This is a genomic window from Duganella alba (assembly GCF_009674495.1).
In the GTDB taxonomy this organism is placed as follows: domain Bacteria; phylum Pseudomonadota; class Gammaproteobacteria; order Burkholderiales; family Burkholderiaceae_D; genus Rugamonas; species Rugamonas alba.
On record NZ_WKJN01000050.1, the window covers coordinates 1 to 23,353 of the forward strand.

20 protein-coding genes are annotated in these 23,353 nt (G+C 63.9%); 13 read left to right on the plus strand and 7 right to left on the minus strand.

Going from position 1 to position 23,353, the window contains the following annotated elements:
* The 7 genes from GJ695_RS29730 to GJ695_RS27755 form a co-directional block, all read left to right on the plus strand.
* On the plus strand, positions 1-499 hold a 499-nt coding region (locus tag GJ695_RS29730), incomplete at its 5' end, for a hypothetical protein (protein WP_166455411.1).
* Positions 496-927, plus strand: coding sequence for a GtrA family protein (locus GJ695_RS27730; protein ID WP_154370332.1), 432 nt, complete (start codon positions 496-498; stop codon positions 925-927). The genes GJ695_RS29730 and GJ695_RS27730, both read left to right, overlap by 4 nt.
* Before the next feature lies 1 nt (position 928).
* Positions 929-1,750 (plus strand): glycosyltransferase family 2 protein, encoded by an 822-nt coding sequence (locus tag GJ695_RS27735; RefSeq protein ID WP_154370333.1) that lies wholly within the window; start codon positions 929-931, stop codon positions 1,748-1,750.
* Positions 1,747-2,616: a lysylphosphatidylglycerol synthase domain-containing protein gene (locus GJ695_RS27740; protein WP_154370334.1), complete on the plus strand. Its 870-nt coding sequence runs from the start codon at positions 1,747-1,749 to the stop codon at positions 2,614-2,616. The genes GJ695_RS27735 and GJ695_RS27740 overlap by 4 nt, the downstream gene beginning before the upstream one ends.
* A gap of 1 nt (position 2,617) precedes the next feature.
* Complete coding sequence (locus tag GJ695_RS27745; protein WP_154370335.1) at positions 2,618-4,081, plus strand: hypothetical protein; 1,464 nt, start codon at positions 2,618-2,620, stop codon at positions 4,079-4,081.
* Complete coding sequence (locus GJ695_RS27750; RefSeq protein WP_371866619.1) at positions 4,078-4,473, plus strand: HAD family hydrolase; 396 nt, start codon at positions 4,078-4,080, stop codon at positions 4,471-4,473. Before GJ695_RS27745 ends, GJ695_RS27750 begins: the two co-directional genes overlap by 4 nt.
* Positions 4,470-5,207, plus strand: a complete 738-nt coding sequence (locus tag GJ695_RS27755; protein ID WP_154370336.1) for a glycosyltransferase family 2 protein — start codon at positions 4,470-4,472, stop codon at positions 5,205-5,207. The genes GJ695_RS27750 and GJ695_RS27755 overlap by 4 nt, the downstream gene beginning before the upstream one ends.
* Here GJ695_RS27755 and GJ695_RS27760 read toward each other — a convergent pair.
* From GJ695_RS27760 to GJ695_RS27790, 7 genes are all read right to left on the minus strand, one after another.
* Positions 5,189-6,328: an acyltransferase family protein gene (locus tag GJ695_RS27760; RefSeq protein ID WP_154370337.1), complete on the minus strand. Its 1,140-nt coding sequence runs from the start codon at positions 6,326-6,328 to the stop codon at positions 5,189-5,191. The genes GJ695_RS27755 and GJ695_RS27760 overlap by 19 nt on opposite strands.
* A gap of 114 nt (positions 6,329-6,442) precedes the next feature.
* A complete protein-coding gene (locus GJ695_RS27765; RefSeq protein WP_154370338.1) occupies positions 6,443-6,646 on the minus strand; it encodes a DUF6447 family protein in 204 nt (67 codons plus the stop codon).
* A gap of 22 nt (positions 6,647-6,668) precedes the next feature.
* Positions 6,669-8,009 (minus strand): TolC family outer membrane protein, encoded by a 1,341-nt coding sequence (locus tag GJ695_RS27770; RefSeq protein WP_166455344.1) that lies wholly within the window; start codon positions 8,007-8,009, stop codon positions 6,669-6,671.
* 1 nt (position 8,010) lies between these two features.
* Positions 8,011-9,372, minus strand: coding sequence for an HlyD family type I secretion periplasmic adaptor subunit (locus tag GJ695_RS27775; protein ID WP_154370339.1), 1,362 nt, complete (start codon positions 9,370-9,372; stop codon positions 8,011-8,013).
* Between the two features lie 3 nt (positions 9,373-9,375).
* Complete coding sequence (locus GJ695_RS27780; RefSeq protein WP_154370340.1) at positions 9,376-11,190, minus strand: type I secretion system permease/ATPase; 1,815 nt, start codon at positions 11,188-11,190, stop codon at positions 9,376-9,378.
* A gap of 304 nt (positions 11,191-11,494) precedes the next feature.
* A complete protein-coding gene (locus tag GJ695_RS27785; RefSeq protein ID WP_154370341.1) occupies positions 11,495-14,464 on the minus strand; it encodes a DUF4214 domain-containing protein in 2,970 nt (989 codons plus the stop codon).
* Between the two features lie 320 nt (positions 14,465-14,784).
* Positions 14,785-16,146 (minus strand): FecR family protein, encoded by a 1,362-nt coding sequence (locus GJ695_RS27790; RefSeq protein ID WP_229260658.1) that lies wholly within the window; start codon positions 16,144-16,146, stop codon positions 14,785-14,787.
* 201 nt (positions 16,147-16,347) lie between these two features.
* On the opposite strand from GJ695_RS27790, the gene GJ695_RS27795 reads away from it, so the two are divergent.
* The 6 genes from GJ695_RS27795 to GJ695_RS27820 all read left to right on the plus strand — a co-directional run.
* A complete protein-coding gene (locus GJ695_RS27795; protein WP_154370342.1) occupies positions 16,348-18,246 on the plus strand; it encodes a CHASE2 domain-containing protein in 1,899 nt (632 codons plus the stop codon).
* Positions 18,243-19,505 carry a tetratricopeptide repeat protein gene (locus GJ695_RS27800; RefSeq protein ID WP_229260660.1) on the plus strand — a complete coding sequence of 421 codons (1,263 nt, stop codon included), beginning with the start codon at positions 18,243-18,245 and terminating at the stop codon, positions 19,503-19,505. The genes GJ695_RS27795 and GJ695_RS27800 overlap by 4 nt, the downstream gene beginning before the upstream one ends.
* A 46-nt stretch (positions 19,506-19,551) precedes the next feature.
* Entirely contained in the window at positions 19,552-20,316 is a 765-nt protein-coding gene (locus tag GJ695_RS27805; protein WP_229260661.1) for a Crp/Fnr family transcriptional regulator, read from the plus strand.
* A gap of 178 nt (positions 20,317-20,494) precedes the next feature.
* Positions 20,495-21,295, plus strand: a complete 801-nt coding sequence (locus GJ695_RS27810; RefSeq protein ID WP_154370350.1) for an ABC transporter permease — start codon at positions 20,495-20,497, stop codon at positions 21,293-21,295.
* Positions 21,295-22,515 carry an ABC transporter ATP-binding protein gene (locus GJ695_RS27815; RefSeq protein ID WP_154370343.1) on the plus strand — a complete coding sequence of 407 codons (1,221 nt, stop codon included), beginning with the start codon at positions 21,295-21,297 and terminating at the stop codon, positions 22,513-22,515. Before GJ695_RS27810 ends, GJ695_RS27815 begins: the two co-directional genes overlap by 1 nt.
* A gap of 8 nt (positions 22,516-22,523) precedes the next feature.
* Positions 22,524-23,353, plus strand: an 830-nt coding sequence (locus GJ695_RS27820) for an FkbM family methyltransferase (RefSeq protein WP_154370344.1), incomplete at its 3' end; no start/stop codon positions are given.

Consider the following 23,353-nt stretch of genomic DNA (forward strand, 5'->3'; position numbering starts at 1 on the left):
GCTGCTGCTGGCCGCCGGCGTGCTGGCCGGCGGCGTGCATGCGGCCCGTCACCGCACACCGCATGCCGATCCCGCCAGCCTGGTCGCCGGCTGCCTGACCGCGATCGAAGCGGACGGCTTCCGCCTGCAGGCCGGCGTCGGCGACTACTGGAACGGCGCCGCCGTCAGCTACTACCTGCCGCGCCACAATCCGGTGCTGGTGACGCTCAACGACGCCGCGCCGCTGTTCTGGGTCAGCACCCTGGGGCCGCTGCTGCATCCGGAGCACTACCCCGCGCACCAGCACAGCAATTTCGCGCTGCTGCGCAACGCCGACGCCGGCGGCCAGTTCGACTACACCGCCGCCACCATCGGCAAGCTGCTGCCGCCGCCAAGCCGCGTGCAGGCCTGCCCGGCCGCGCAGATGCAGATCTGGCTCTACGACGGTCCCGAACTCGACGCCACCGTGGCGCGCATCAAGGCCGACTACCTGGCCCGGCGCGCCGCGCGCAAACGATGAACAGCCCGCATCCCGCCTCCCCCCTGAGTCCGCTGGCGATGGCCGCGCGCTTCATCGCCCTGTCCGGCCTGGGCTGGCTGTGCGACATGGTCACCTTCACCGTGCTGGTGCGGCTGGCCGGCTGGGACGCCGCCTACGCGAATATCGCCTCGTCCTATGCCGGCGTGACCTTCGTCTGGTTCACCTCGCTGAAGACGGTGTTTCAGCGCGGCGGCGCCGGCCGCTTCCTGCCGCTGTACTGGGGCTTCCAGTTTCTGTCCATCCTGGCCTACTCGCACCTGCTGGGGCTGGTCACGGCCGCCCTGCCGCCGCTCGGCCAGTGGGACGGCTACCGCGCGCTGGCGGCCAAGATCAGCATCACTCCATTCAACCTGGCCACCAATTTCATGTTCATGAAAATGCTGACCCGCTACATGCGTCCCCGATAATATGTCCACACCTCCCCGCATCCTCGTCTTCATCCCGGCCTACCGTTGCGAGGCGCAGCTGCGCCGCGTCATCGGTCAGTTCGACCAGCAGGCGCAAGGCTGGATCGACACCGTCATGGTGGTCGACAACCGCTCGCCGGACCGCACGCTGGACGCGGCGATCGAGCGCGGCCGCGAACAGTTCACCCACTGCCGCTTCATCGCCTGGCGCAACGACGACAACTACGGCCTGGGCGGCTCGCACAAGGCGGCGCTGCGCTACGCCATCGAGCAGGGCTACGACCACCTGGTGGTGCTGCACGGCGACGACCAGGCCAGCATCGCCGACCTGATCCCGCAACTGGAGCAAGGCGCCCACCTGCGCACCGACTGCCTGCTGGGCGCGCGCTTCATGCCGGGCAGCCGGCTGCAGGGCTACTCGCTGCTGCGCACGGTCGGCAACGTGGTCTACAACCTGCTGTTCTCGCTGGTGGCGGCGCGCCGCATCTACGACCTGGGCTCGGGCCTGAATATGTACCGGCTGGCGCCGCTGCGCGAGTTCTACTACCGCGCCTTCCCGGACGACCTGACCTTCAACTACATCATGCTGCTCGGCAGCTACCACGCGCGCCAGAAGGTGCGTTTCTTCCCCATCAGCTGGCGCGAGGAAGACCAGGTGTCCAACGTGCGCCTGTTCCGCCAGGCCTTCAAGGTGCTGTCGCTGCTGGGCCGCTACTGCGTCGGCCGCGGCGCCTTCCTGCGCCGCGAGCTGCGCGCCCGCCCGATCGCCGCCTACACCGGCCAGATCGTCGTCGACCAAGCGCCGGGCGGCGCGCGGCCATGACCCGCCCGGTGCGCCTCTACTGCCTGCTGCTGGCGCTGCTGCTGCCGGCCTGGCTGCTGTGGCACTGGCAGCCGGTGCGCGACCTGATCCGGAGCGACGCCATGCCGCTGCTGCTGGCCGTGTGCGCGCTGTACGGCGCGGCCCATTTGTCGCGCATGCTGCGCCTGGCGCTGCTGACGCTCGACCAGCGCGACAAGGCGGCGGCGCTGGCCACCGCCCACGCCCTGACCGCCTTCCCCAGCAGCCTGCTGCCGTTCAAGATCGGCGAGATCCTGCGCCTGGCCGCGCTGTTCCACGTCTACGACAACCGGCGCAAGGCGCTGGCCGTGTGGCTGGCCGAGCGCTTCGGCGATGTGCTGGTGATCGCCGCCCTGATCCTGGGGCTGTACCTGCTGCAGGTCGAGGTGCCGCCCGCCATGCAGCTGGTGTTCGTGCTGTTTGTCGTCGTCAGCGCCTTCGGCCTGATGGCGCTGTTTGCCGTGGCCAAGACCTTTGTCTATCTGAACCGCCACCTGGTGCTGAGCAGCCACAGCCCGCGCGGCCTGGCGCTGCTGCGCGCCAGCCACGCGCTGCGCCAGCTGGAGCTCGACATCTACCGCTCGGTGGAAGGCCGGCTGGCCGGCTTCCTGCTGGTGTCGGTGCTGATCTGGGTGCTGGAGATCGCCGCGCTGGCGCTGTTCATCCAGCTCGTCTCCACCAGCTGGAGCGGCTTCGGCGCGCTGTTCGCCAGCGGCGTCATGGCCAGCCTGGCCGGCAGCGCCTCGGCCGCCTTCGGCCTGTACCGTTCGTTGGCGCTGATCGCGCTGACGGCCTTGTTCCTGGCCGGCCTGGCGCTGGCCGCGCGTATCCGACACACGAGGTCCTGACATGTCCAGCCTGCACCAAAACATCCTCCTGATCCTCGACGACCGCGAGCTCACCGCCGGCGACGTGCGCAGCGTGGTCGGCGCGCGCCGCTACGGCGACATCATGTTCCAGCGCCGCAAGCTGGTCGACCACTTCCGCGCCGGCCTGCCCGACTGGGCCGCCAGCCGCCTGATCCACCTGCGCGGCGCCGACGACCTGCCGGCGCTGCGCGCCGCGCTGGAAGCCAGCGGCGAGGACTGCGGCGTCTGCGTCATCGCCGGCCGCGCCGGCTTTGCCGAGGCCGGCCGCCTGCCGCAGCTCATCGAGCGCCTGCCCTACGCCGAGGAAGACTTCACCGACCGCCTGTACAAGCCGCTGCTGGTGTTCCTGCGCAACGCCCACCGGCTGGTCGAGCAGTGGCAGGAATTCAGCGCCGCGCCGCTGCACACCTGGGAACTGGCCTGGCACGGCAGCCAGCGCGTGGAGTCGGTGCAGCCGCTGGACCTGGCGCGCATGCGCGATTTCCTGTCCTTCATCAGCGGCGCCACCGCCACCCGGCATTTCAACCAGGTACAGGTGGACGCCTACTACTACACCAAAAGCTCGGCCGACATCGACAAGATGCGCGCCGAATATGCCTTCTACGGCCTGGTGCCGGAAGCCATGCGGCCGTGGCTGATCCAGCCCTTCGACTACCGCGAGCAGGACGGCCGCGCCTCCTACCGCATGCTGCGCTACTACCTGGCCGACGCCGCGCTGCAATGGGTGCACGGCGCCTTCGACGCCGAATCGTTCGATAGCTTTGTCGAGCGCATGCTGTTCTTCATCGCCGAGCGGCCGCGCCGCGCCTGCGCCAAAGCCGAGTCGGCGGCCGCCGCGCGCGCGCTGTTCGTCACCAAGCTGGAACGGCGCGCCGAGCAGTTCCTGGCCAGCGACGCCGGCCGCCGCATCGACGCGCTGGCCACCAGCGCCGCGCCGACACTGGGCCTGCAGGCGCAGCTGGAACGCTTCCGCCGCCTGTACGACAAGCACGAGAAAAGCTTCGCCTTCGACCACATGGTGGTGGGCCACGGCGACCCCTGCTTCTCCAACGTGCTGTACGACCAGCAGCGCTACCTGCTGCAACTGATCGATCCGCGCGGCGCCACCACCGAAGAGGCGCTGTGGACCCATCCGCTGTACGACCTGTGCAAGCTGTCGCACAGCGCGCTCGGCGACTACGACTTCATCAACAACAGCCTGTACCGCATCGGCTTCGACGACCACAACGCGCTGCTGCTGCACCTGGAGCACAGCAACCACGCCTCGCTGAAGCCGATCTTCCAGCGCCGCCTGAAAGCGCAGGGCCACGACGAGCGCATCGTCCGCCTGGGCGAGGCCTCGCTGTTCCTGTCCATGCTGCCGCTGCACCTGGACGTGCCGAACAAGGCGATCGCCTTCCTGCTCAAGGCCCATACCATCCTCAACGAAGTGGAACGAACGTGAACCAACCTATCGAAGGCACGCTGGTCGTCGACATCGACGGCACCCTGTGCGACATCAAGGCCGCCGGCCAGTCCTACGCCGACCTGGTGCCGCGCGCCGACATGATCGCCAGGCTGCGCGAATACCAGCAGCGCGGCTACCGCATTTTGCTGTTCACCGCGCGCAACATGAAGACCCACAACAACAACCTGGGCCTGATCAACAAGCACACCGCGCCGCTGATGCTGGACTGGCTGAGCCGCTGGGACATCCCCTACGATGAAATCCTGTTCGGCAAGCCGTGGCCGCGCAACAAGGGCTTCTACATCGACGACCGCGCCATCCGCCCGGACGAGTTCCTCAAGCTGTCGGAACAGCAGATCCACCAGTTGCTGGGACAGGAAGACGCATGAGCAACATCGTCGTCACCATGGCCGGGCGCGGCTCGCGCTTCACGGCGGCCGGCTACACCGTGCCCAAATACGAAATCATGGCGCACGGCGCCAGCCTGTTCGATTGGTCAATGCGCTCGCTGCGGCATTTCATCACGCCGCAGAGCCGGCTGGTGTTCGTCTGCCTGAAGGAAAACAATTCGGGACCGTATGTGCGGGCGCGCTGCGCGGCGCTGGGCTGGCACGACGTCCACATCGTCGAACTGGACGAGCTGACCGACGGCCAGGCCACCAGCGCCTACCTGTCGCGCGACGTCTGGCTGGCCGATGCGCCGCTGCTGATCTACAACATCGATACCTATGTCGAGCCGGACGCGCTGCGGCCGCAGTTGATCAAGCCCGGTTCGGACGGCTGGGTGCCGTGCTTCCAGGTGCCGGGCGAGCATTGGAGTTTCGTGCAGCTGGGCGCGGACGGCTGGGCGGTGGACCTGGCCGAGAAGCGCCGCATCTCGGACTACGCGTCGATCGGCCTGTACTGGTTTGCCGACGCCGCCGGCTATGCCGACGCCTATGAACGCTTCTTCGCCGATCCGGCCAACCTGGTGCGTGGCGAACGCTACGTGGCGCCGCTGTACCGCCAGCTGCTCAACGACGGCGGCAAGATCTCGATCAGCGACCTGCCCGTGGCCAGCGTGCACGTGCTGGGCACGCCGGCGGAACTGGCGTTGTTCCTGGCTCAGGAACCGGTGGCCTGATTGTTGTGGCCGTCAATCGACTTGACGGCCGCGCCCTTGTCGGCGGCGTAGTTACGGCGCATGCGCAGGAACGGTTCCTCGATGGTGGCGTAGCACAGCGTCGCCAGCGCCCAGGTGGCGCCGTAGACGATCAGCATGCCCAGCATGCCGTCGATGCGCACGTGACCGGTCAGCACCGGCACCGTCACCACCCATTCGCCGACGATGTGGATCACCGCCATGTGCAGCAGGTAGAACGAAAAGCTGATCTTGCCGCCATGGCACAGCACCTTCTCCAGCCATGCCGGCACGCGGCCGCGCCACGACACCCAGCACACGATCAGGCAAGCCCAGCCGAAACTTTCCAGCAGCGACCAGAAAATCCAGAACTTCGAATGCGCGTCGGTGTTGAACTTCGACACCTTCAACTGCAACGCGCTGTCAAACATCACCAGTGCCACGGCCAGCGGCAGCAGCCAGCCGGCATGGCGGCGCAGCAGGTCGCCATGGCGCTGCACCACCATCGCCGCCAGCATACCGATGAAGAACTGGTCGAAGCGGCCGACAAAGGTGCTGAAGTACATCAGCGTGCTGTTGGCGTTGACGGTAAACGCCGCCACCTTGAAAAACACCATCAGCCCGATCAGGCTGAACAGATAGCGCATGCCGCGCTCCATGGCGAAGCGCGCCAGGAACGGGAACACCAGGTAGAACGTGAACTCCAGCGAGATCGACCAGGCGGCGCCGGTGATCACCGTGCCCGAGGTCGGCGCCAGGCCGAGGTTGCTGGCCAGCAGATAGAGGATATCCTGCGGCACGAACTTGTCGCGCGAAATCGAAGTGGCCAGCAAAAACACCGTGAGATACAGGGGGACGATGCGCAGCAGGCGGTTGCGCAGGAATTCGCCGTAGACGATCTGCTTCTGGTGCAGCGCGATCTGCATGAACATGAAGCCCGACAGCGTAAAGAACAGGCCGACGCCGGTGTGCCCCTCTGTGGCCAGCGCGAACCATCGGCTATCGCTGCCAACACCGCCGCGACCGTGATATTCCAGGTAAAAATGGAACAGGAATACCAGCAAGGCGGCCAGCCAGCGCAGCTGGTCGATGCGCGGGTTGTAGGGAAGGTTCAGAGATTTCATCGTCGGGGGAAAAGATGGCCGGGATGGCAATTATACGTGGAGCGGATGGTCGCCGAAAAGAAAACCCGCCGCTCGTTGCCGAGGGGCGGGTCGCGATGCCGGCGCGTGCGGCGCTTACTGCCGGGTGCGCGGCAGCAGTTGCTGCAAGGCGTGCTGGTAGGCGTTGCGGGCGGTTTGATACACCGCCAGCTTGGCGTTCAGCTCGGCCATCTGCGCATCGACAAATTGCACGTTGGCGACCTGCAGCTGGGCTTCCTCGCTCAGCTCGCTGACCTTGTAGCTGACGCCGTCGACCGTTACTTCGAGTTCCTCATCCATCACTGAATCCCTGCGATGACGGTTAGCGGAAGTACGGCGCGATTTCGCGCACGTCGTCGCCCGACAGCGTGCCGACACAGGCGCGCATGCGCAAGGTGTTGACCAGGTAGTTGTAGCGGGCCTGCGCCAGATCGCGCTTGCTGGTGTAGAGCTGCTGCTTGGCATTCAGCACGTCCAGGTTGATGCGCACGCCGCCCTTGACGCTCTGCTCGGTCGCCTTGATCAGCAACTCGGCCGAGGCCACCGACTTCATCAGCGCATCAATCCGCGCCGCGCTGCTCAACAGCGAGTCGTAGTCCTTGCGCAGCTCGGTCAGGATCTTGTCGGTCTGCACCTGCAGGTCGGCTTTCGCCTTCTCTTCGTTGGCCACCGACTGGCGGCTGCTGGCATTCACGGCGCCGCCCGAATACAGCGGAATGTTGACCTGGACGCCGATGCTACGCACCGTCTGGTCCTGCCCCACGGTCTGGATCGAATCGGACGAAACCTTGCCGTAGGTGCCGACGAAGTCCACGCGCGGCGCATGGCCGGCGCGCGACTTGTTGACTTCCTGGTGCGCGATATCCACGCCATACGTCAGCGTCTGGATGTCCGGATTGCGCTCCAGCGCAATCTTCTTCCAGGCTTCGAAACTGACCGTGTCGGCAGGACGCGCGCGGAAGTCGGGCATGATGCGGTCCAGCGTGCCGACCTCGCCGCCGATGATCGCGGCCAGGGTCGTGCGCGACGTGTTCAAGGCATCCTGCATCTCCAGCACGCCGGCTTCGGCGGCGTCCAGACGCGCCTGGGTTTCCAGCATATCGGTGCGCGTGCCCTCGCCTTTTTCGAACAGGCGGTCATTCACCTTGCGCTGCTCGCTGTAGACGTCGCGCTCGACCTGCGCCAGTTCCAGCAGATCCTGCTTGTACAGCACGTCGACATACGCGTTCACCACGCGCACCACGACTTCCTGCTGCTGGCTCTCGAACTGCGCCCGCGCATAATCGGCCTGCGCGGCGCCTTGCTTGTAGCGCGCCCAGGCATCCAGATTGAACACGGACTGACGCAACTGTATCGTCGATGAACGGCTGATATAGTCCAGCGCGCCCGGCTTTCCGCTGCCGTAGGTAACGGTGGTGCGGTTCTGGCTGGCGTTGTAGCTGCCGCTGATGTTTGGCAGCAGGTTGGACCGTCCCAGCGCACGGTTTTCCTTGCCGGCCTCGCCCGCATAAAACGCCGAGCGGTAAGTCGGATCGTTCTTCAGTGCCGCCTGATACGCTTCCATCAGGCCCAGCGCGCTGGCGTGCGGCGCGTACAGCAACGCCACCGCGCTGGCGGCCGCAGCCAGCACCGTCAAGCGGCCTTGTTTCAGGAAATGGGCCACGTTATTCCTCCGACATCGACGTCTTGGCGCGATCGAATACTGGTTTCATCAGGTAGCTCATCATGCTGCGCTCGCCGGTCTTGATGAACATTTCCACCGGCATGCCTGGCACCACATCCATCTTCTTGGCGGTGATCATTTTCAAGCCTTCCGGAGTCACCTTGGCGCGGACCTTGTAGTACGGAGCGCCGGTTCGTTCTTCAACGCTACGGTCAGCAGCGATCTGGATCACGGTGCCCTGGATATGCGGCGTCTTGTTGGTGTTAAAGGCAGAGAAGATCAGTTCGACCGGCAAACCGGTGTGCACCTTGTCGATCAGATTGACCGCCAGTTGACCTTCAACCACGAGGCCGTCATCGGTCGGTACAATTTCCATCATCTTGGCGCCGGCGCCCACCACACCACCGCGCGTAAAGATGTTCGAGCCCATGACGATACCGTCGGCTGGCGAACGGACGTCCACGCTACCCACGTCAAACGATTGTCCTTTCAGACGGCCTTCCAGCGCATCGGCTTCTTTCTGCGTATCGGCCAGCTGGGTGCGGACATCTTTCTGGTATTCCTGAGTGCGCTGAACTTTTTTCAGATTCAATTCGGCGATCTGACGGCGGGCCCTGCCAATATTGCCAATGTCCTCGGAAATAGCGCCGCTGGTCTGTGCGTAGCTGCGCTGCAATTCCAGATAGCGGTTGCGGGCGATAAAACCTTCTTCCGCCAGGCCGCGCGTGTTGTCGACCTGCTCCTTCAGAAGCGCCAGCTGTTCTTTCTTACTGTCGCGCGACTCTTCCAGTCCCTTGATCTGCACTGCCACGCCAGCCACGTTTTCTTCCAGGCCAGCGAACTCGCTGCGCAGAGCCGATTGGCGCGCAGCCATCAACTGCTCCTGCGAAGCGATCAGGGTGGCGACGCGTGGATCACTCTTGTATTGCGCCAGCTTTGCCGGAAAAGTGATATTCGACTTGCCGGCCAACTCAGCCTGCAGGCGCGCTTCGGTCGCGCGGCCGCTCAGATATTGCGCCAGCGTGACATCCAGAGCCGACTCCACCTGCACGTTATTCATGCGCACCAGCACTTGGCCAGCCTTAACGTGATCGCCATCAGCCACCAGGATGTCCTGCACGATGCCATTGCTCAGATATTGCACCGCCTTGCGATTGGATTCCTTCACCACAATACCCGAGAGCGGCACGCCTTTATCCAACGGTGCAAAGGTCGCCCACACCAGAAAGCCGACAAAGCCGACCAGTACCAGAATCCAACCCATGCGGGCGTAAGACCGGGCATCGGTATTAACGGTCAACGGCTCGATATCGTGCGTGACGACTTCAACTGCCGGTTCCTTTTTGTTCGAAATAATATTCATGATTTACTCCTGTTCCGTCGCTGCTGCTGCCGCCGCTGCTGCGGCAGCGGCCTGCTGCTGTTGCGCTACGTGCTGCGCATCGCCCTGCGCCGCGCGCTGGGCGGCTTGCTGCTGAGCTTCCACCTGTTTCTGGTTCGCTTCCTGCAGTGCGAGCAGCACCTGATTGGTCGGGCCGAACATCGTCACCACACCATCACGCAACAGCAACAGCTTGTTGGTGGCGCCAATCACACTGGTACGGTGCGTGATCAACACAATGGTTTTGCCGCGTGCACGCAAGTCATTGATGGCTTGCAGCAACGCTGCTTCGCCCACATCATCCAGGTTCGAATTCGGCTCGTCGAGCACCAGGAACGATGGATCGCCGTACATGGCGCGCGCCAGGCCCAGACGTTGGCGTTGACCGCCCGACAAGCCGGCGCCACCGTCACCCAGCAGGGTGTTGTAGCCATCCGGGAAATGCAGAATCAGTTCATGGATACCGGCGCGCTTCGCCGCCAGAACGACTTTTTCTGGATCGACATCGCCAAAACGGGCAATATTTTCGCTAATAGATCCGCTGAACAGTTCGATATCCTGCGGCAAATAGCCGATATGGGGGCCAAGCTCAGCCTTATTCCAGCTGAAGATATCGGCGCTATCCAGACGTACCTTGCCCAGGCCGGCAGGCCAGACGCCGACCAGCAAGCGTGCCAGCGTCGACTTACCCGAACCGCTTGGGCCAATCACACCCAGCACATCACCCGCCTGGATCGCAAAATTCACGCCGCGCAGAACTGGCACTGTCGAACCTGGAACGGCTGCGGTGACCGCTTCCACCGACAGGTCGCCCTTCGGTTTTGGCAGTTCCATGCCGGCGCTACGTGCCGGATTGGCGGCCAGCAGACCGCTCAGCCGTTCATAGGCGCTGCGCACCGAACTGAACGATTTCCAGACACCGATCACCTGTTGTACCGGAGCCAGCGCGCGTCCGACCAGAATCGAGGCGGCAATCATCATGCCTGCGGTAATCTTGTTTTCCAGGACCAGCAGCGCACCAAAACCGAGCACCAACGATTGCAGCGATACCTGCACGAACTTCGTGACCGCGGCAACGGTGCCGGCCTTCTCACTAGCTTCGGCCTGCAGACGCAGGAATTTACCGTGCAGCTTGTACCAGCGCGCCATCAGATTAGGCAGCATGCCCATCGATTCAATCACTTCTGCATTGCGCAGATTATTGGTCGCCAGATTGGTGGAAGCGATCGCCATCGTATTGGCTTCAGACAGCGGCTTGTGCGACACGCGCTCATTCACATAAGCGCACACCACCAGAATGGCGGTGCCACACAGAGCGAACAGGCCCAGCGACGGTTCAAAGATGAAGATCACGATCAGATACACCGGGAACCATGGTGCATCGAAGAAGGCGAACAATGCATTGCCGGTCAAGAACTGGCGCACAGTCGTCAAGTCAGCCAGCGCCTGGCCGGCATTTGCGCTGCTGCGCTTCAGATTTTGTTCAAACGCGGCGGTGTACACGCGCTTGTTGAGCTCCATGTCAAAGCGCGCGCCGACGCGGACCAGCACGAAACTGCGTATCAATTCCAGCGCGCCGATGAACAGGTAGGCGCCGACGATCATCAGGGTCAGCATCAACAGGGTAATCTCGTTGCGGCTGCCCAGCACACGGTCGTACACCTGCAGCATGTACAAGGACGGCGCCAGCATCAACAGGTTGCTGATTGCGCTGAAGGTTCCGACCGTAATGAAAGTGCCTTTGAAGGTGCGCAGCACCTGAACGATTTCGTTCTTGGAATCTAGAAGTTTATTTTTCATATCATTTTGCGCGCAATGCACGACCTCTTCTCAGGGTATCGGCGGGAAGGCCATCTGCTCTCGATACCAGGGAAAGGATGGTCGGCTTAAATATAAATTCGCTCTAAAAATGGCGAGAGCAGACATTATCGCTGAATTGCCGCAGAAAATGTGATCCTCATCACAAATTTTACAAATGATGACCGGATAACGACAAAAAAAAGCCCACACGCGAACGTGTGGGCTTTTTGATCCATCCTGGATGAACGGGTTTTCACCCGCTCAACCATCCGATAGCAATACTTGCTATCAGCGAACCGCGCTATTAAGCAACGGTCAGGATGTGTGCAGCGATAACTGCGGTCGACAGGTCTGGAGTACCGGTGACTTTGACAACCAGGTCGGTTGCGCCGAAACCAGCAACGCCATCGACGTTTTCAACGATGTAGGTGTTGGCGCCGTATTGGAACCAGGTCACTGCACCAGCGGTGGTGCCGCCAGCGGCTTGCGCCAGAGCAGCATCCAGGTTGGTTACCGACGAACCCAGGGTCAGTTTCGCGCCCAGGGTACCAGCAACAGCAGCGGTGTTCAGAACGATCGAATCACCCGACGACAGGTCGGTGATCACGTTTTTGAACGCGCCGGTCGATTCGGTCAGGCCCGTGCCAGCAACGGCCAGGTGCAGGTCGAACACGTCTTTACCAGCGCCGCCGGTGAAGGTACCACCGGCCGACGACGAAACGATGGTGTCGTCGCCTGCGCCAGCAACAACAGTTGCTTTGCCTGCCAGGGTGATGGTGTCGTTAGCCGAACCACCTTTAACAGTCAGACCAACATTCTGGTCGACGTTCAGGGTGCCGATGGTCGTGAAGTCGATCGACAGTTTGCCGGTAGCGGCCGAACCGTCAACCACTTTCAGGCCTTCGCCGCCGCCCAGGTCGGCACCGATGGTGCCGCTGAACACGACGTCCAGGTTTTTGGCGCCGGTCAGATTCAAGGTTTGCAGACCGGTGTCGCCAACGGTGATGCTGTTCCAGGTGTTAGCACCGCCAGCCGAAGCCACGTTCAGGGTCTCGATACCGTTGACGGTAACCAGGCCAGCCTTGATGTTAGCAACGGTAGCAGTTGCGCCCGAAACATCAGCACCTGCGAAGGTGATGGTGAATGCATCAGCAGCACCAGCAGCAGCGCCTTTAACACCGATGGTAGCTGCGCCAGCGCTGTTGTCGCCAGCGACGGTCAGGCCAACACCAGCAGCAACGTTGCTTACGACGCCGGTGGTTGCAGCAACGTGGCCGTTCAGCGACAGGGTCTGGATCACGGAACCGGTCAGCAGTTCAACGTCCAGGTTGGCGGTAGCGGACAGGTCCAGGCCTTCGAAGTTTTTGAACTGAGCAGCGTTAGCAGCATTGATCAGGCTAGCCGAAACGCTGTCGATGCCAGCGCCGCCGTCGATAACGGTTACGTTGGTCGAGGTCGAAGCAGCAACCGAACCAGCTGGCAGGGCCAGCAGGGTGTCGTTACCGGCGCCCAGGTTGATGGTCGAACCAGCAGCAACAGCCGAACCCAGGGTTACGATGTCGTTGCCTGCGCCAGCGTCAACCGTGAATTTCGCGGTTGCGGTGGTGGTGAAGGTGTCGTTGCCTGCGCCGGTTTTGATCGACAGAACGCCGGTGCCGATGTTGACCAGGGTCAGGTCGCCGGTAGCAGCCGAACCGTCAAACGAGGTTGCAGCAGCAGCGCCAGTCAGGTCCAGGTTCAGTTTACCAGCGCCAGCAGCGGTTACGGTAGCGGCCAGGGTTTCGCCGGTCAGGGTTACGTAGCTGGTTTTGGTTGCGGCCGAGTTAGCAGCGGTCACAGCGATGGTGGTTGCTACTGCGTCGGTCACAACGGTACGAGCAGCGCTGGTGCCGGTGTCGGTGACGGTCAGGTTCAGGGTGTGAGCTGCGGTCGTGTTGTTCACGGTCACAGTGTTGCCCTTGTTGCTTACCAGGGTAACGTTGGTCAGCGCGTCGCCGGTCAGGACTGCGTCGCCGTTCGAACCAGCAGCGCCGGTCGAAGCTGGAGGACCAACAACGTCAGCGGTACCAGCCAGCGAGGTCAGGCCGGTCAGGGTGACTTTGGTCAGGGTTTTAGCGCTGGTGCCCGACGAAACGTCGGAAACAGCGAAAGCAACACCGTTAGCGGTGGTGTCAGCAGCAACGGTGGTACCAGCTGCGTTGTAAGCAATCACGCGGCCTGCGCTGGTGATGCTGGCGCTGGTCAGTTTCGAACCGATGATGCTTGCGCCGCCGGTTGCCACGGACGTGGTAACGGTCGAGCCGCCCGACACGGTTACGTTACCCGAATTGCCGATGAAGTTCACTGCGGTGGTGCCAGCAGCTTTGATGAAGTCAGCGGTGGTGTCAGCGCTGGTCAGGTTAGCTTGGGTCAGACCAGCGAAGCCGGACACGTCGAAGCTTGCCGACGAGGTACCCAGGGAACCGTTGGTGATGATGTTGGTGGTTTCAACGTTTTTCACGGTGAAGCCAGCTGGCAGGGTGAATGCCGCGCCAGCAGCGGTAGCCGAGTCAGCGATGTTCAGGGTGTCGTTGCCGCCTGCGCCGTCGATGCTGTCCAGACCGCCGATAACAGCCGAGGTAGCGGTGATCACTGCGTTGAACACGTCGTTGCCTGCGCCGCCAACCAGAGCGTCAACGCCGGTGGTCAGGGAGGTATTGGTGGTTGGTGGTGCTGGGATTGCTGCGGTAGCAACAGTGTGCACGTTGGCCAGAGCAGCGGTCAGAGTCGCTGGGTCGGTGGTCACGCCAGCCAGGAAGGCTTTGATGGCGGCCAGGGTGTTGGCATCAGCGTTGCTGTAAGCCAGACGCTCAGCTTCGTTACCTGGGGTAGCGATTTCGGTGGTGAAGGCTTCTGCAACGGTTACTTTGTTAGCGAAAGCGGTGCCGTCGGCGTTAGGGGTACCGTCAGCATTGACAGCGCCTTTCAGGAATTCGCTCACCAGACCAGCGGTGGTGATGGCGCCCGAAGCGACTTTAGGACCCCAGTAGTTCAGGCCAGCGGTTTCAGCGTGACGGCCGAACAGGTTCATGTACACGGTGTCAACGATCGAGTCAGCGGTTTTGCCGGCGAACAGAGCGGTGTACTCAGGAGCGGTGTTGAACGATTTGCTTACTTGATCAATGGTTGCGCCGCCATCCAGGGCTGCAACCCAGTAGTTCAGGCCAGCGACGTCGGCAGGACGGTTGTAGTAAGCAACGTACAGTTGTTGTACCAGATCGGTATTTGTAGCCATTTATAAACTCCTAGGATTTAAGAAATAAGCGCTTCGGTCACAAAGTCTGCGTACCGCAAGACAGCGTGACCGAATCATGGCAGAGGACAGCTGGGGAAGAATGTGACGGGCGTCACATCTAACCTCAATTACCTCTACTTTTTTGCTTTTTTTGCGACATTAGTTTTACCGCGCGGCCATTATGTAAGAACCTTGTGGATAAATCAAATGTTTGCAAAGGTGCGTAACGATGCGCTTTTTACCGTCACGCCTGCAAAAACAAAAGCCCACCTCCTTTTATAGGAGATGGGCTATCTAATATTAATTTATAAGGTTATTTATTATTTTGCCCACACCGTTACGCCATTGACTACGCGCTTGCTATCCGGTGTGCCTTGAAATATATACGTGGCGCCATTCAAACTGCTGATCACACCCGTCACGCCCATATTCGCATTCGACAGGCCTTGATCGCGGCTTGAAAATACCCCATCGGCAGTCAGCTTGCCAGACGAAACCATGGTAAAGCTTTCGGCAGCCACCGTTTTGACATCAAAACTGGTGGCAAAGCTGGCCTTGCCAAAGTCGAAGGACAATTGACCATTACTTAAGCTGACCGGCGCTTTATTCGTGCCATCAAGATTGCGCATATAAGCTTCACTGGACTGCATCGCGAACGCGACGCCGCCTTCCGATGGCGTGACAAAGGAGGCACCACTACGGCTGCGGAACAGCACAAAATCGTCCGTCACGCCGATACGTTCGGCCCCGTCCTTGCTCAGGCCACTGGTTGGAGCTTGCTCGGCAATGGCGGTAAACCGTCCCCAGCTCACCTCTTTTGGCGTCACCGGCGTCACCGGCGGCGCCACAACGATCGGCGTCTCCGGCGGCGTTGGATCTTTAATCGCAGGCGGGTCGGCAGGTTTTTCCGCATTCTGATTGAGCGCAATTTGCGTTGCCGCAGCCTGCAAGCTCAGATTCTTTTTCGCATCCAGGCTAGGCTCCAGCGTGGTGGCGGCGCCCGTGGTGGAACTGGCCGCCTTGCCCGGCTCGTCGCTGCGCGGCGGCGCCACCACGTCCGGCGACAAGGCGTTATTACCTTGCAGCAACTGCGGGGCGGCGTTCTGGCCGCGCTGCACTTGCAGCAGCAAGCCTTTTTGCGCAGCGCTCAGTTCGCGCGCCGTATTGCCTTCGCATGGACCGCTGCCTTCCGGACGGCAACCGCCGAGGAAGCCGCTCATGGTGATGCCGCCCGACAGCACGGTGACGCGCGAGGTGTTCTGGTCGGTAAACACGGTAAAATCGGTGCCGCGCACGCCGATGGCGGCCACCGGCGTATTGAAACGGAAATTCTGGCGCGCCAGCTTGACCGCCTGGCCCGATTGGCTGCGCGCCACACCGCTCAGCAGTTCGAGCTTGATGCGGGTGTTGGCCGGATTGGCGGCGTCGATATGGTAGCTGGCGATGCGCGCCTGGCTGTTGGGGCGAATGATGAACAGGCCGTCATCGACCGTCTTGATATAGATGTACCCGTCCGCGCCGGTGGCCAGCAGCTCACCTTCATTCACCGCGCCGTCCAGCACGGCGGCCTTGGCATCGATCTTGGCGGACCCGGCGACGAATATGACTTTCCCTGCCTGCGCGGCATCAGCGGCGTGGGCCAGCAGCAGCGCGCCAGCCATGAATAAAAGTTTACGCATCATATTTCTCCTTGGTACATCCGCGGATTATCCCCGTCTGGACGGATATTTCCGTGATGAACGTCACATTCTACTGGAACGTTTGTTGTTCACCTCTAACGTTACACTTTGTATCAAAAGGATTGCTCCTCCTGGGAAAGCGTTGTACCCTGACCACTTCCTTTCCGACTTTTGTGCTGCGTTGGCCGTCCGTACCGCCCTTTGATGAACTTCTTTTCGGCCCTGCGCTCGCTCGCCCTCTCCTCTTCCCGGCACCTGCGCTGGCTGCTGCCCCTGGTGGCCGTGCTGCTCACCGCCAGCGCCGAATGGCTGGCGCCGCCCGGCAGCGCCTACCTGGCCGAAGAATGGCTGCGCGACCGCTACATCCGCCTGCAAGCCACCAGCGCCGAGGAGCCGCGCGTCCTGATCGTCGACGTCGACGAGGCCAGCCTGGCCGCCATCGGCCCCTGGCCCTGGCCGCGCAGCCGCCTGGCCGACCTGGTGGAAATCCTGATCGCCGACTACCAGTCGCGCGGCGTCGCGCTCGACATCACGCTGTCCGAGCCCGGCGACGCCGACGGCGACATGCGGCTCGGCCTGCTGGCCGCGCATGGCCCGATGGTGCTGGCCCAGGCCCTCGATTACAGCCAGACCCGGCCGGAACTGCTGCGCGAGGGCGTGCTGGGCGGCGCCGTCGCCAGCAGCGCGACGGCCCTGCCGGCCACCGGCTACCTGGCCAACCATGCCGCGCTGGCGCAGGCCGCGCGCCATATCGGCAACATCGGGTTCCAGCCCGACGCCGACGGCACGCTGCGCCGGGTGCCGCTGCTGAGCCGCTTCAACGGCCGCACCTATCCGGCGCTGAGCCTAGCCCTGATCAATTGCTGCGGCGGCGGTCTGGCCCTGCCGCCGGCCGGCGACGCCGCCGCCGCCCGCGTCCACTTCCGGCGCGACTGGAGCGCCTACACCGTGGTCAGCGCCGCCGACATCCTGCAGCGGCGCATCGATCCGGCCAGCGCCAGCGGCCGCCTGGTGCTGGTCGGTTCGTCGTCGATGACGCTGTCGGACCGCGTCACCACGCCGCTGGCGGCCAGCCGCCCCGGCCTGGGCGTGCAGGCGGCCATGCTGTCCACCCTGCTCGACCGCCGCGACGGCCTGACGCCGGCGCCGTGGCCGGGCCGCTGGATCGCCTGCGGCTACGCCCTGCTGTGCGCGCTGGCCGCCAGCTACACCTTTCCGCGCCTGTCGGCGGCGCGCAATGTCACCCTGCTGGGCGGCCTGGCCGGCGGCTGGCTGCTGCTGGCCTATCCGGTCAGCCTGCACGACACCGACTTTTCGCCGACCGCGCCGCTGGCCTCGCTGCTGTTCCTGCTGGCGTTCGCCGTGCCCTACCAGTGGCAGCAGACCCAGCACCGTTCGCGCCACCTGCTCGACACGCTGCGCCAGTACGTGGCGCCGGCCGTGGTGACCGAACTGCTGCGCAGCGACCTGAAAGATCCGCTGGCGCCGCGCCAGCTCGACGTCACCACCCTGATTGCCGACATGGAGGGCTACACCACCCAGGTCGAGGCCCTGCCCGTGGACGAGGCGGCCAAGCTGACGCGCGACTTCCTCGAATGCCTGACCGGCCCCGTGATCGACAGCCATGGCACGCTGGACAAGTACACCGGCGACGGCCTGGTGGCGTTCTGGGGCGCGCCATTACCAAATTTGCAACACGCGGATTTGGCTTTAGACGCGGCGCGTGCTATTGTGCGGCGCGTGCAATTACTTAGCCAAGAGCAACAATCCCGTGGCCGGCCGCCGTTGCGGGTACGGATCGGCATCGACAGCGGCCTGGCCATGGCCGGCGACTTCGGCACCGCCTTCCGCAGCATCTACACGGCGGTGGGCGACAGTGTCAACACCGCTTCTCGGCTGGAGCAGGCTGCCCGCGATTACCCGCACGACGTCATCATCGGCGCCGGCACGGTCGAACGCGCGCGCCGCCACCATTTCCAGCGGCTCGGCGAACGTTTATTACGGGGCAAGGAAAAGCCCACGGTACTCTATACTTTTGAAGCAGCTATGACCGCCAGTGACATGCAAACAGTGCCAGAGACGGCGACGGAGGCACGCTCTTGACAGCGCGCCTGTCCGCGCGGCTGGCTGGCGTGCTGGCCAGCCTGATGCTGGCCCTGGCGCCGGCGCCGCGCGCGCTCGCCCAGAGCGCGCCCGAGGCGGACCCCGACCAGAGCCAGCAACTGTACCAGCAGGCCCTGCAGTCCATTTCGGAAGGCCGCAAGAACGACGCCAGCGAGACCCTGATGCGCCTGATCGAGCAGGAGCCGCAACACGCCGGCGCCTGGCTGGAGGTGGCGCTGATCCAGTGCGAACTGGGCCACGCCGAGGAGGCCGAACGCCTGTTTACCACCATCGAAGAACGCTTCAAGCCGTCGCGCGGCATTCTCGACCTGATCGCCGGCGCCCGCGCCACCGGCTGCGCGCAGTGGCACCGCTACGCGCAAAGCTCGTTCAGTTTCGGCCGCGGCATCGACCAGAACGTCAACCAGGGCGCCACCGTCAACACCTACACCACCGCCAACCTGACCGGCACCCCGGTCGAGCTGCCGCTGACCGACGACTTCCTGCCCAAGCATGACCAGTACACCCTGCTGACCGCCGATTACCTGAGCGACCTGACGCCCAACGGCACCATCGGCTTCGCCCAGTTCCAGGGACGCCGCTACGACCGCCTGGGCCGCTACAACTCGTCCTCGCTGTTCCTCGGCTTCGACACCCCCTGGCGCTACGGCAACTGGACCCTGCACGGCAGCGCCACGGTCGGCCTGATCACGCTCGGCACCGGCCTGTACCAGCGCCAGACCCAGGTGCAGGCGCGCGTCGGCCCGCCGCTGCCGCTGCCCGGCAGCATGCAGTTCAGCGTCACCACCGGCCTGACCCACGTCGACTACATGACGTTGAGTAATTTCAACGCCAACACCTGGGAATTGCGCGGCCAGTTCAATTACCGCCTGGAAGAGGACAGCGCCAGCGCCAGCCTGGCCTACCTGGACGACCGCGCCACCGGCGCGCGGCCGGGCGGCGACCGCCGCGGCTGGCTGTTCACCAGCCAGTGGCGGCGCCGCCTCAGCGACAGCCTGAACGGCGAACTGGCCTACACCCGCCAGACCTGGAACAGCAGCTCGGCCTACTCGCCCGGCTTCATCAACGAGGTGCGCGCCCAGACCACGCAGGTGCTGCGCGCCACCCTGACCTATCCGCTGAGCCAGACGCAATCGATCCAGCTGGAGGCGCGCCAGGTGCGCAACCGGGAAAACATCTCGATCTTTCAGTACAATGACCGCCAGTTGCAACTGAGCTGGCAATGGCAGGGCCTGTAGTCCGCCCCGGCAGACGGCCAGCCGCCGAACCCGTTACAATTGCGCCATGACGTCACCCACCACCTCCCCTCCGCTGCCTCCGTCCGACGCCGCCCCGGCGCCGCTGGAGGCGGACGCCAGGCCGACCGAGGAACAGCGCCAGATCCACATCCACCTGCGCAAGATCCCGCTGCTGGCCGAGCTGTCCGACGAGGAAGTGCTGGCGATCAAGCCGGAGATGCGCATCCGCCAGTACGCCAAGCGCGAGGTGGTGCTGCAAAAGGGCGGCAGCGGCGACGGCCTGCTGTTCCTGCTGTCGGGCCAGCTGCAGGTGATCGACATCACCGAGGACGGCCGCGCCATCGGCCTGCGCATGCTGGTGCCGGGCGACTTTTTCGGCGAGATCGCCCTGATCAACAATTCCACCCGCTCCGCCTCGGTGGTGGCGATGAGCGACGTGCTGGTCGGCTTCCTGCCGGCGCCGGTGGCGATGCGGCTGTTTTCCCACTCGCCGTCGGTGGCGCGCCAGATGCTGCGCCACCTGGCGCAGAAGATCCAGCGCGACTCGGAATTCCGCGCCCTGCTCAGCATCAACAACACGGCCAAGCGCATCTATTCCTTCATCGTGCTGATGCAGAAGAAGAATCCGGACGGCACGGTGGTGGAAAACCTGCCCACCCACCAGGACATCGCCAACATGATCAACACCAGCCGCGAGACCGTCACGCGGGCGCTGCTGACGCTGGCGCAGCAGGGCATCGTGCAGAAGGAATCGCACCGCCTGATCATCAAGGACCCCGAGGCGCTGGAGAAGCTGGTCAAGGGCGATTGAGGCCTGCGGTGCCTGCGGTTACATCATGTGACAAGCTGTAACATGTTACTAGCATAACAAGCCTTCAGGTATAATCCCTGTCTCGAAAATTGACTCCGGCGCGCCCCATCCCCGCCCGCACCTGCTACATGACTGTCCGTTTCCCTTCCTATCCGGTGCGCTGCGCACCGCCTGCGTGATGGCGATCGCCATGCTGCGCGGCGTCTGGCACTACCGCGGTTTCATCCTCGGCAGCGTCAAGCGCGAATTCCAGTCGAAGTACGGCAACGCCATCCTCGGCGCCGCCTGGACCGTCCTCAATCCGCTGGCCATGATCCTGGTGTACACCGTGATCTTCGCCCAGGTCATGCACAGCCGTCTGCCGGGCGCCAACGACGCGCCCTACGCCTACAGCATCTACCTGTGCGCCGGCATCCTGACCTGGGGCCTGTTCGCCGAAATCACCGGCCGCGCCCAGACCATGTTCATCGACCAGGCCAACCTGCTCAAGAAGATCAGCTTCCCGCGCGTGTGCCTGCCGCTGATCGTGGTGCTCAACGCGCTGATGAACTTTGCCATCATCTTCGGCCTCTTCGTGCTGTTCCTGATTTTTTCCGGCAACTTCCCCGGCTGGATCTTCCTTGCCGTGCTGCCGGTGCTGGCGCTGCAGATCGCGCTGGCGGCCGGCATCGGCATGGTGCTGGGCGTGCTCAACGTGTTCTTCCGCGACGTCGGCCAGTTCTTCTCGATTTTCCTGCAGTTCTGGTTCTGGTTCACGCCCATCGTCTACTCGGCCAGCATCCTGCCCGACGCGGTGCGGCCGCTGCTGGCGTGGAATCCGATGGCGCCGGTGATCGGCGCCTACCAGACCATCCTGGTCAGCGGCCAGGCGCCCGACTGGCTGGCCATGACGCCGGCGCTGGTGCTGGCCATCGCGCTGTGCGTGCTGGGCATGCGCCTGTTCCGCAAGCGCTCCGGCGAAATGGTGGACGAACTCTGATGGGCAGCATCCACGTCGCCGGCCTGGGCAAGGCCTACAAACAATATCCGACCCGCGGCGCCCGCCTGGCCGAATGGCTGCTGCCGTTCCGCGGTCCGCGCCACAAGCTGAAATGGGTGCTGCAGGACATCAGCTTCGACGTCGCGCCGGGCGAGGCGGTGGGCCTGATCGGCATCAACGGCGCCGGCAAGAGCACGCTGCTCAAGCTGATCACCGGCACCACCCAGCCGACCACCGGCGGCGTGACGATCCACGGCCGCGTGGCGGCGCTGCTGGAGCTGGGCATGGGCTTCCATCCCGACTTCACCGGCCGCCAGAACGTGCTGATGGCGGGCCAGCTGTTCGGCCTGACCGTGCCGGAAATCCAGGAACTGATGCCGCAGATCGAGGCCTTCGCCGACATCGGCGACTACATCGACCAGCCGGTGCGCGTGTATTCCAGCGGCATGCAGATGCGGCTGGCGTTCAGCGTGGCCACCGCGCGCCGCCCCGACGTGTTGATCGTCGACGAGGCGCTGTCGGTCGGCGACGCCTACTTCCAGCACAAGAGCTTTGAGCGCATCCGCCAGTTCCGCCGCGAGGGCACCACCCTGCTGCTGGTGTCGCACGACAAGCAGGCGGTGCAGACGGTGTGCGACCGCGCCATCCTGCTCGACGGCGGCCGTCTGGCGCGCCAGGGGCCGCCGGAAGAAATCATGGATTACTACAACGCCCTGCTGGCCGAGCGCGACAACGCCCGCGTGCGCGTCGAGGACAGCGGCGGCAAGGCCCAGACCGTCTCCGGCACCGGCGAAGCGACGGTGGCCGACATCGTGCTGCTGGACGCCGACGGCGCCGTGGTCGAGGTGGTCGACGTCGGCGTGCCGGTCACGCTGCAGGTGACGGTGGCGGCGCGCGCGGCCATCCCGCGCATGGTGCTTGGCTACATGATCAAGGACCGGCTCGGCAACGTCATGTACGGCACCAACACCCACCTGAAGGAACTGCCGCAGGAAGCGGTGACGGCCGGCGAAACGCTGGTGTACCGCTTCGCCTTCCCGATGAACCTGGGCGCCGGCAGCTACTCGGTGGCCACCGCCATCGTCAGCACCGACACCCACCTGGTCAACAACTACGAGTGGCGCGACCTGGCGCTGGTGTTCACCGTGGTCAACATGCGCCGCCCGCACTTCGAAGGCAGCGCCTGGCTCGACCCGGCCATTTCGATTTCACGCACATGAGTACGCAGATGAGCTTTATCACCTACGCCCAGAACGGCGAGGACGTGCTGCTGTGGCGCGCCCTCGGCCACATCCCGAACGGCTTCTACATCGACGTCGGCGCCAACGATCCCGAGCTGCACTCGGTCACCAAGGCGTTCTACGACGCCGGCTGGCGCGGCATCAACATCGAGCCGATGCCGTCCTACCACGCGGTGTTCGCGGCGCAGCGGCCGCGCGACATCAACCTGGCGGTGGCCTGCGGCGCCGAGGAAGCCAGCATCACCCTGTTCGACGTGCCGTCGGTCAACGGCTGGGCCTCGACCGACGCCGAAGTGGCCAAGGCGCACCGCGCCGAAGGCTATGCGCTGGCCGAGGTGCAGGTGCCGCTGCGCACGCTGAGCGGCATCTGCGCCGAGCATGTGCAGGGCGACATCCATTTCCTGAAGATCGACGTCGAAGGCTTCGAGGGCGAAGTGTTGCGCGGCATGGACTTCACGCGCTGGCGCCCGTGGGTGCTGGCGATCGAGGCCACGCTGCCCAACAGCCGCGTCACCAACCACGAGAGCTGGGAAGCGCTGGTCACCACGCGCGGCTACCGCTACGCCTATTTCGACGGTCTCAACCGCTACTACGTGGCCGACGAGCACGCCGAACTGCTGGCCGCGCTGACCATCCAGCCCAACGTGTTTGACGACTACCTGCCCAACGCCCTGGTCAAGGCCTGGGCCGGCATCGAGGACGCCCAGCAGCGCAGCGCCGCCGCCGAACAGCGCGCCTGGGAGGCGCAGGCCAGCCAGCACGACGCCGAGCAGCGCAGCGCAGCCGCCGAGGACCAGGCGGCGCAGTTGCGCGCGCA

Excerpts from the sequence above, each read along its gene's own strand:
- GJ695_RS27730 (WP_154370332.1), top strand. The coding sequence starts at position 496 with ATGAACAGCCCGCATCCCGCCTCCCCCCTGAGTCCGCTGGCGATGGCC.
- GJ695_RS27735 (WP_154370333.1), top strand. The coding sequence starts at position 929 with ATGTCCACACCTCCCCGCATCCTCGTCTTCATCCCGGCCTACCGTTGC.
- GJ695_RS27740 (WP_154370334.1), top strand. The coding sequence starts at position 1,747 with ATGACCCGCCCGGTGCGCCTCTACTGCCTGCTGCTGGCGCTGCTGCTG.
- GJ695_RS27745 (WP_154370335.1), top strand. The coding sequence starts at position 2,618 with ATGTCCAGCCTGCACCAAAACATCCTCCTGATCCTCGACGACCGCGAG.
- GJ695_RS27755 (WP_154370336.1), top strand. The coding sequence starts at position 4,470 with ATGAGCAACATCGTCGTCACCATGGCCGGGCGCGGCTCGCGCTTCACG.
- GJ695_RS27760 (WP_154370337.1), bottom strand. The coding sequence starts at position 6,328 with ATGAAATCTCTGAACCTTCCCTACAACCCGCGCATCGACCAGCTGCGC.
- GJ695_RS27765 (WP_154370338.1), bottom strand. The coding sequence starts at position 6,646 with ATGGATGAGGAACTCGAAGTAACGGTCGACGGCGTCAGCTACAAGGTC.
- GJ695_RS27775 (WP_154370339.1), bottom strand. The coding sequence starts at position 9,372 with ATGAATATTATTTCGAACAAAAAGGAACCGGCAGTTGAAGTCGTCACG.
- GJ695_RS27780 (WP_154370340.1), bottom strand. The coding sequence starts at position 11,190 with ATGAAAAATAAACTTCTAGATTCCAAGAACGAAATCGTTCAGGTGCTG.
- GJ695_RS27785 (WP_154370341.1), bottom strand. The coding sequence starts at position 14,464 with ATGGCTACAAATACCGATCTGGTACAACAACTGTACGTTGCTTACTAC.
- GJ695_RS27790 (WP_229260658.1), bottom strand. The coding sequence starts at position 16,146 with ATGATGCGTAAACTTTTATTCATGGCTGGCGCGCTGCTGCTGGCCCAC.
- GJ695_RS27795 (WP_154370342.1), top strand. The coding sequence starts at position 16,348 with ATGAACTTCTTTTCGGCCCTGCGCTCGCTCGCCCTCTCCTCTTCCCGG.
- GJ695_RS27805 (WP_229260661.1), top strand. The coding sequence starts at position 19,552 with ATGACGTCACCCACCACCTCCCCTCCGCTGCCTCCGTCCGACGCCGCC.
- GJ695_RS27810 (WP_154370350.1), top strand. The coding sequence starts at position 20,495 with ATGGCGATCGCCATGCTGCGCGGCGTCTGGCACTACCGCGGTTTCATC.
- GJ695_RS27815 (WP_154370343.1), top strand. The coding sequence starts at position 21,295 with ATGGGCAGCATCCACGTCGCCGGCCTGGGCAAGGCCTACAAACAATAT.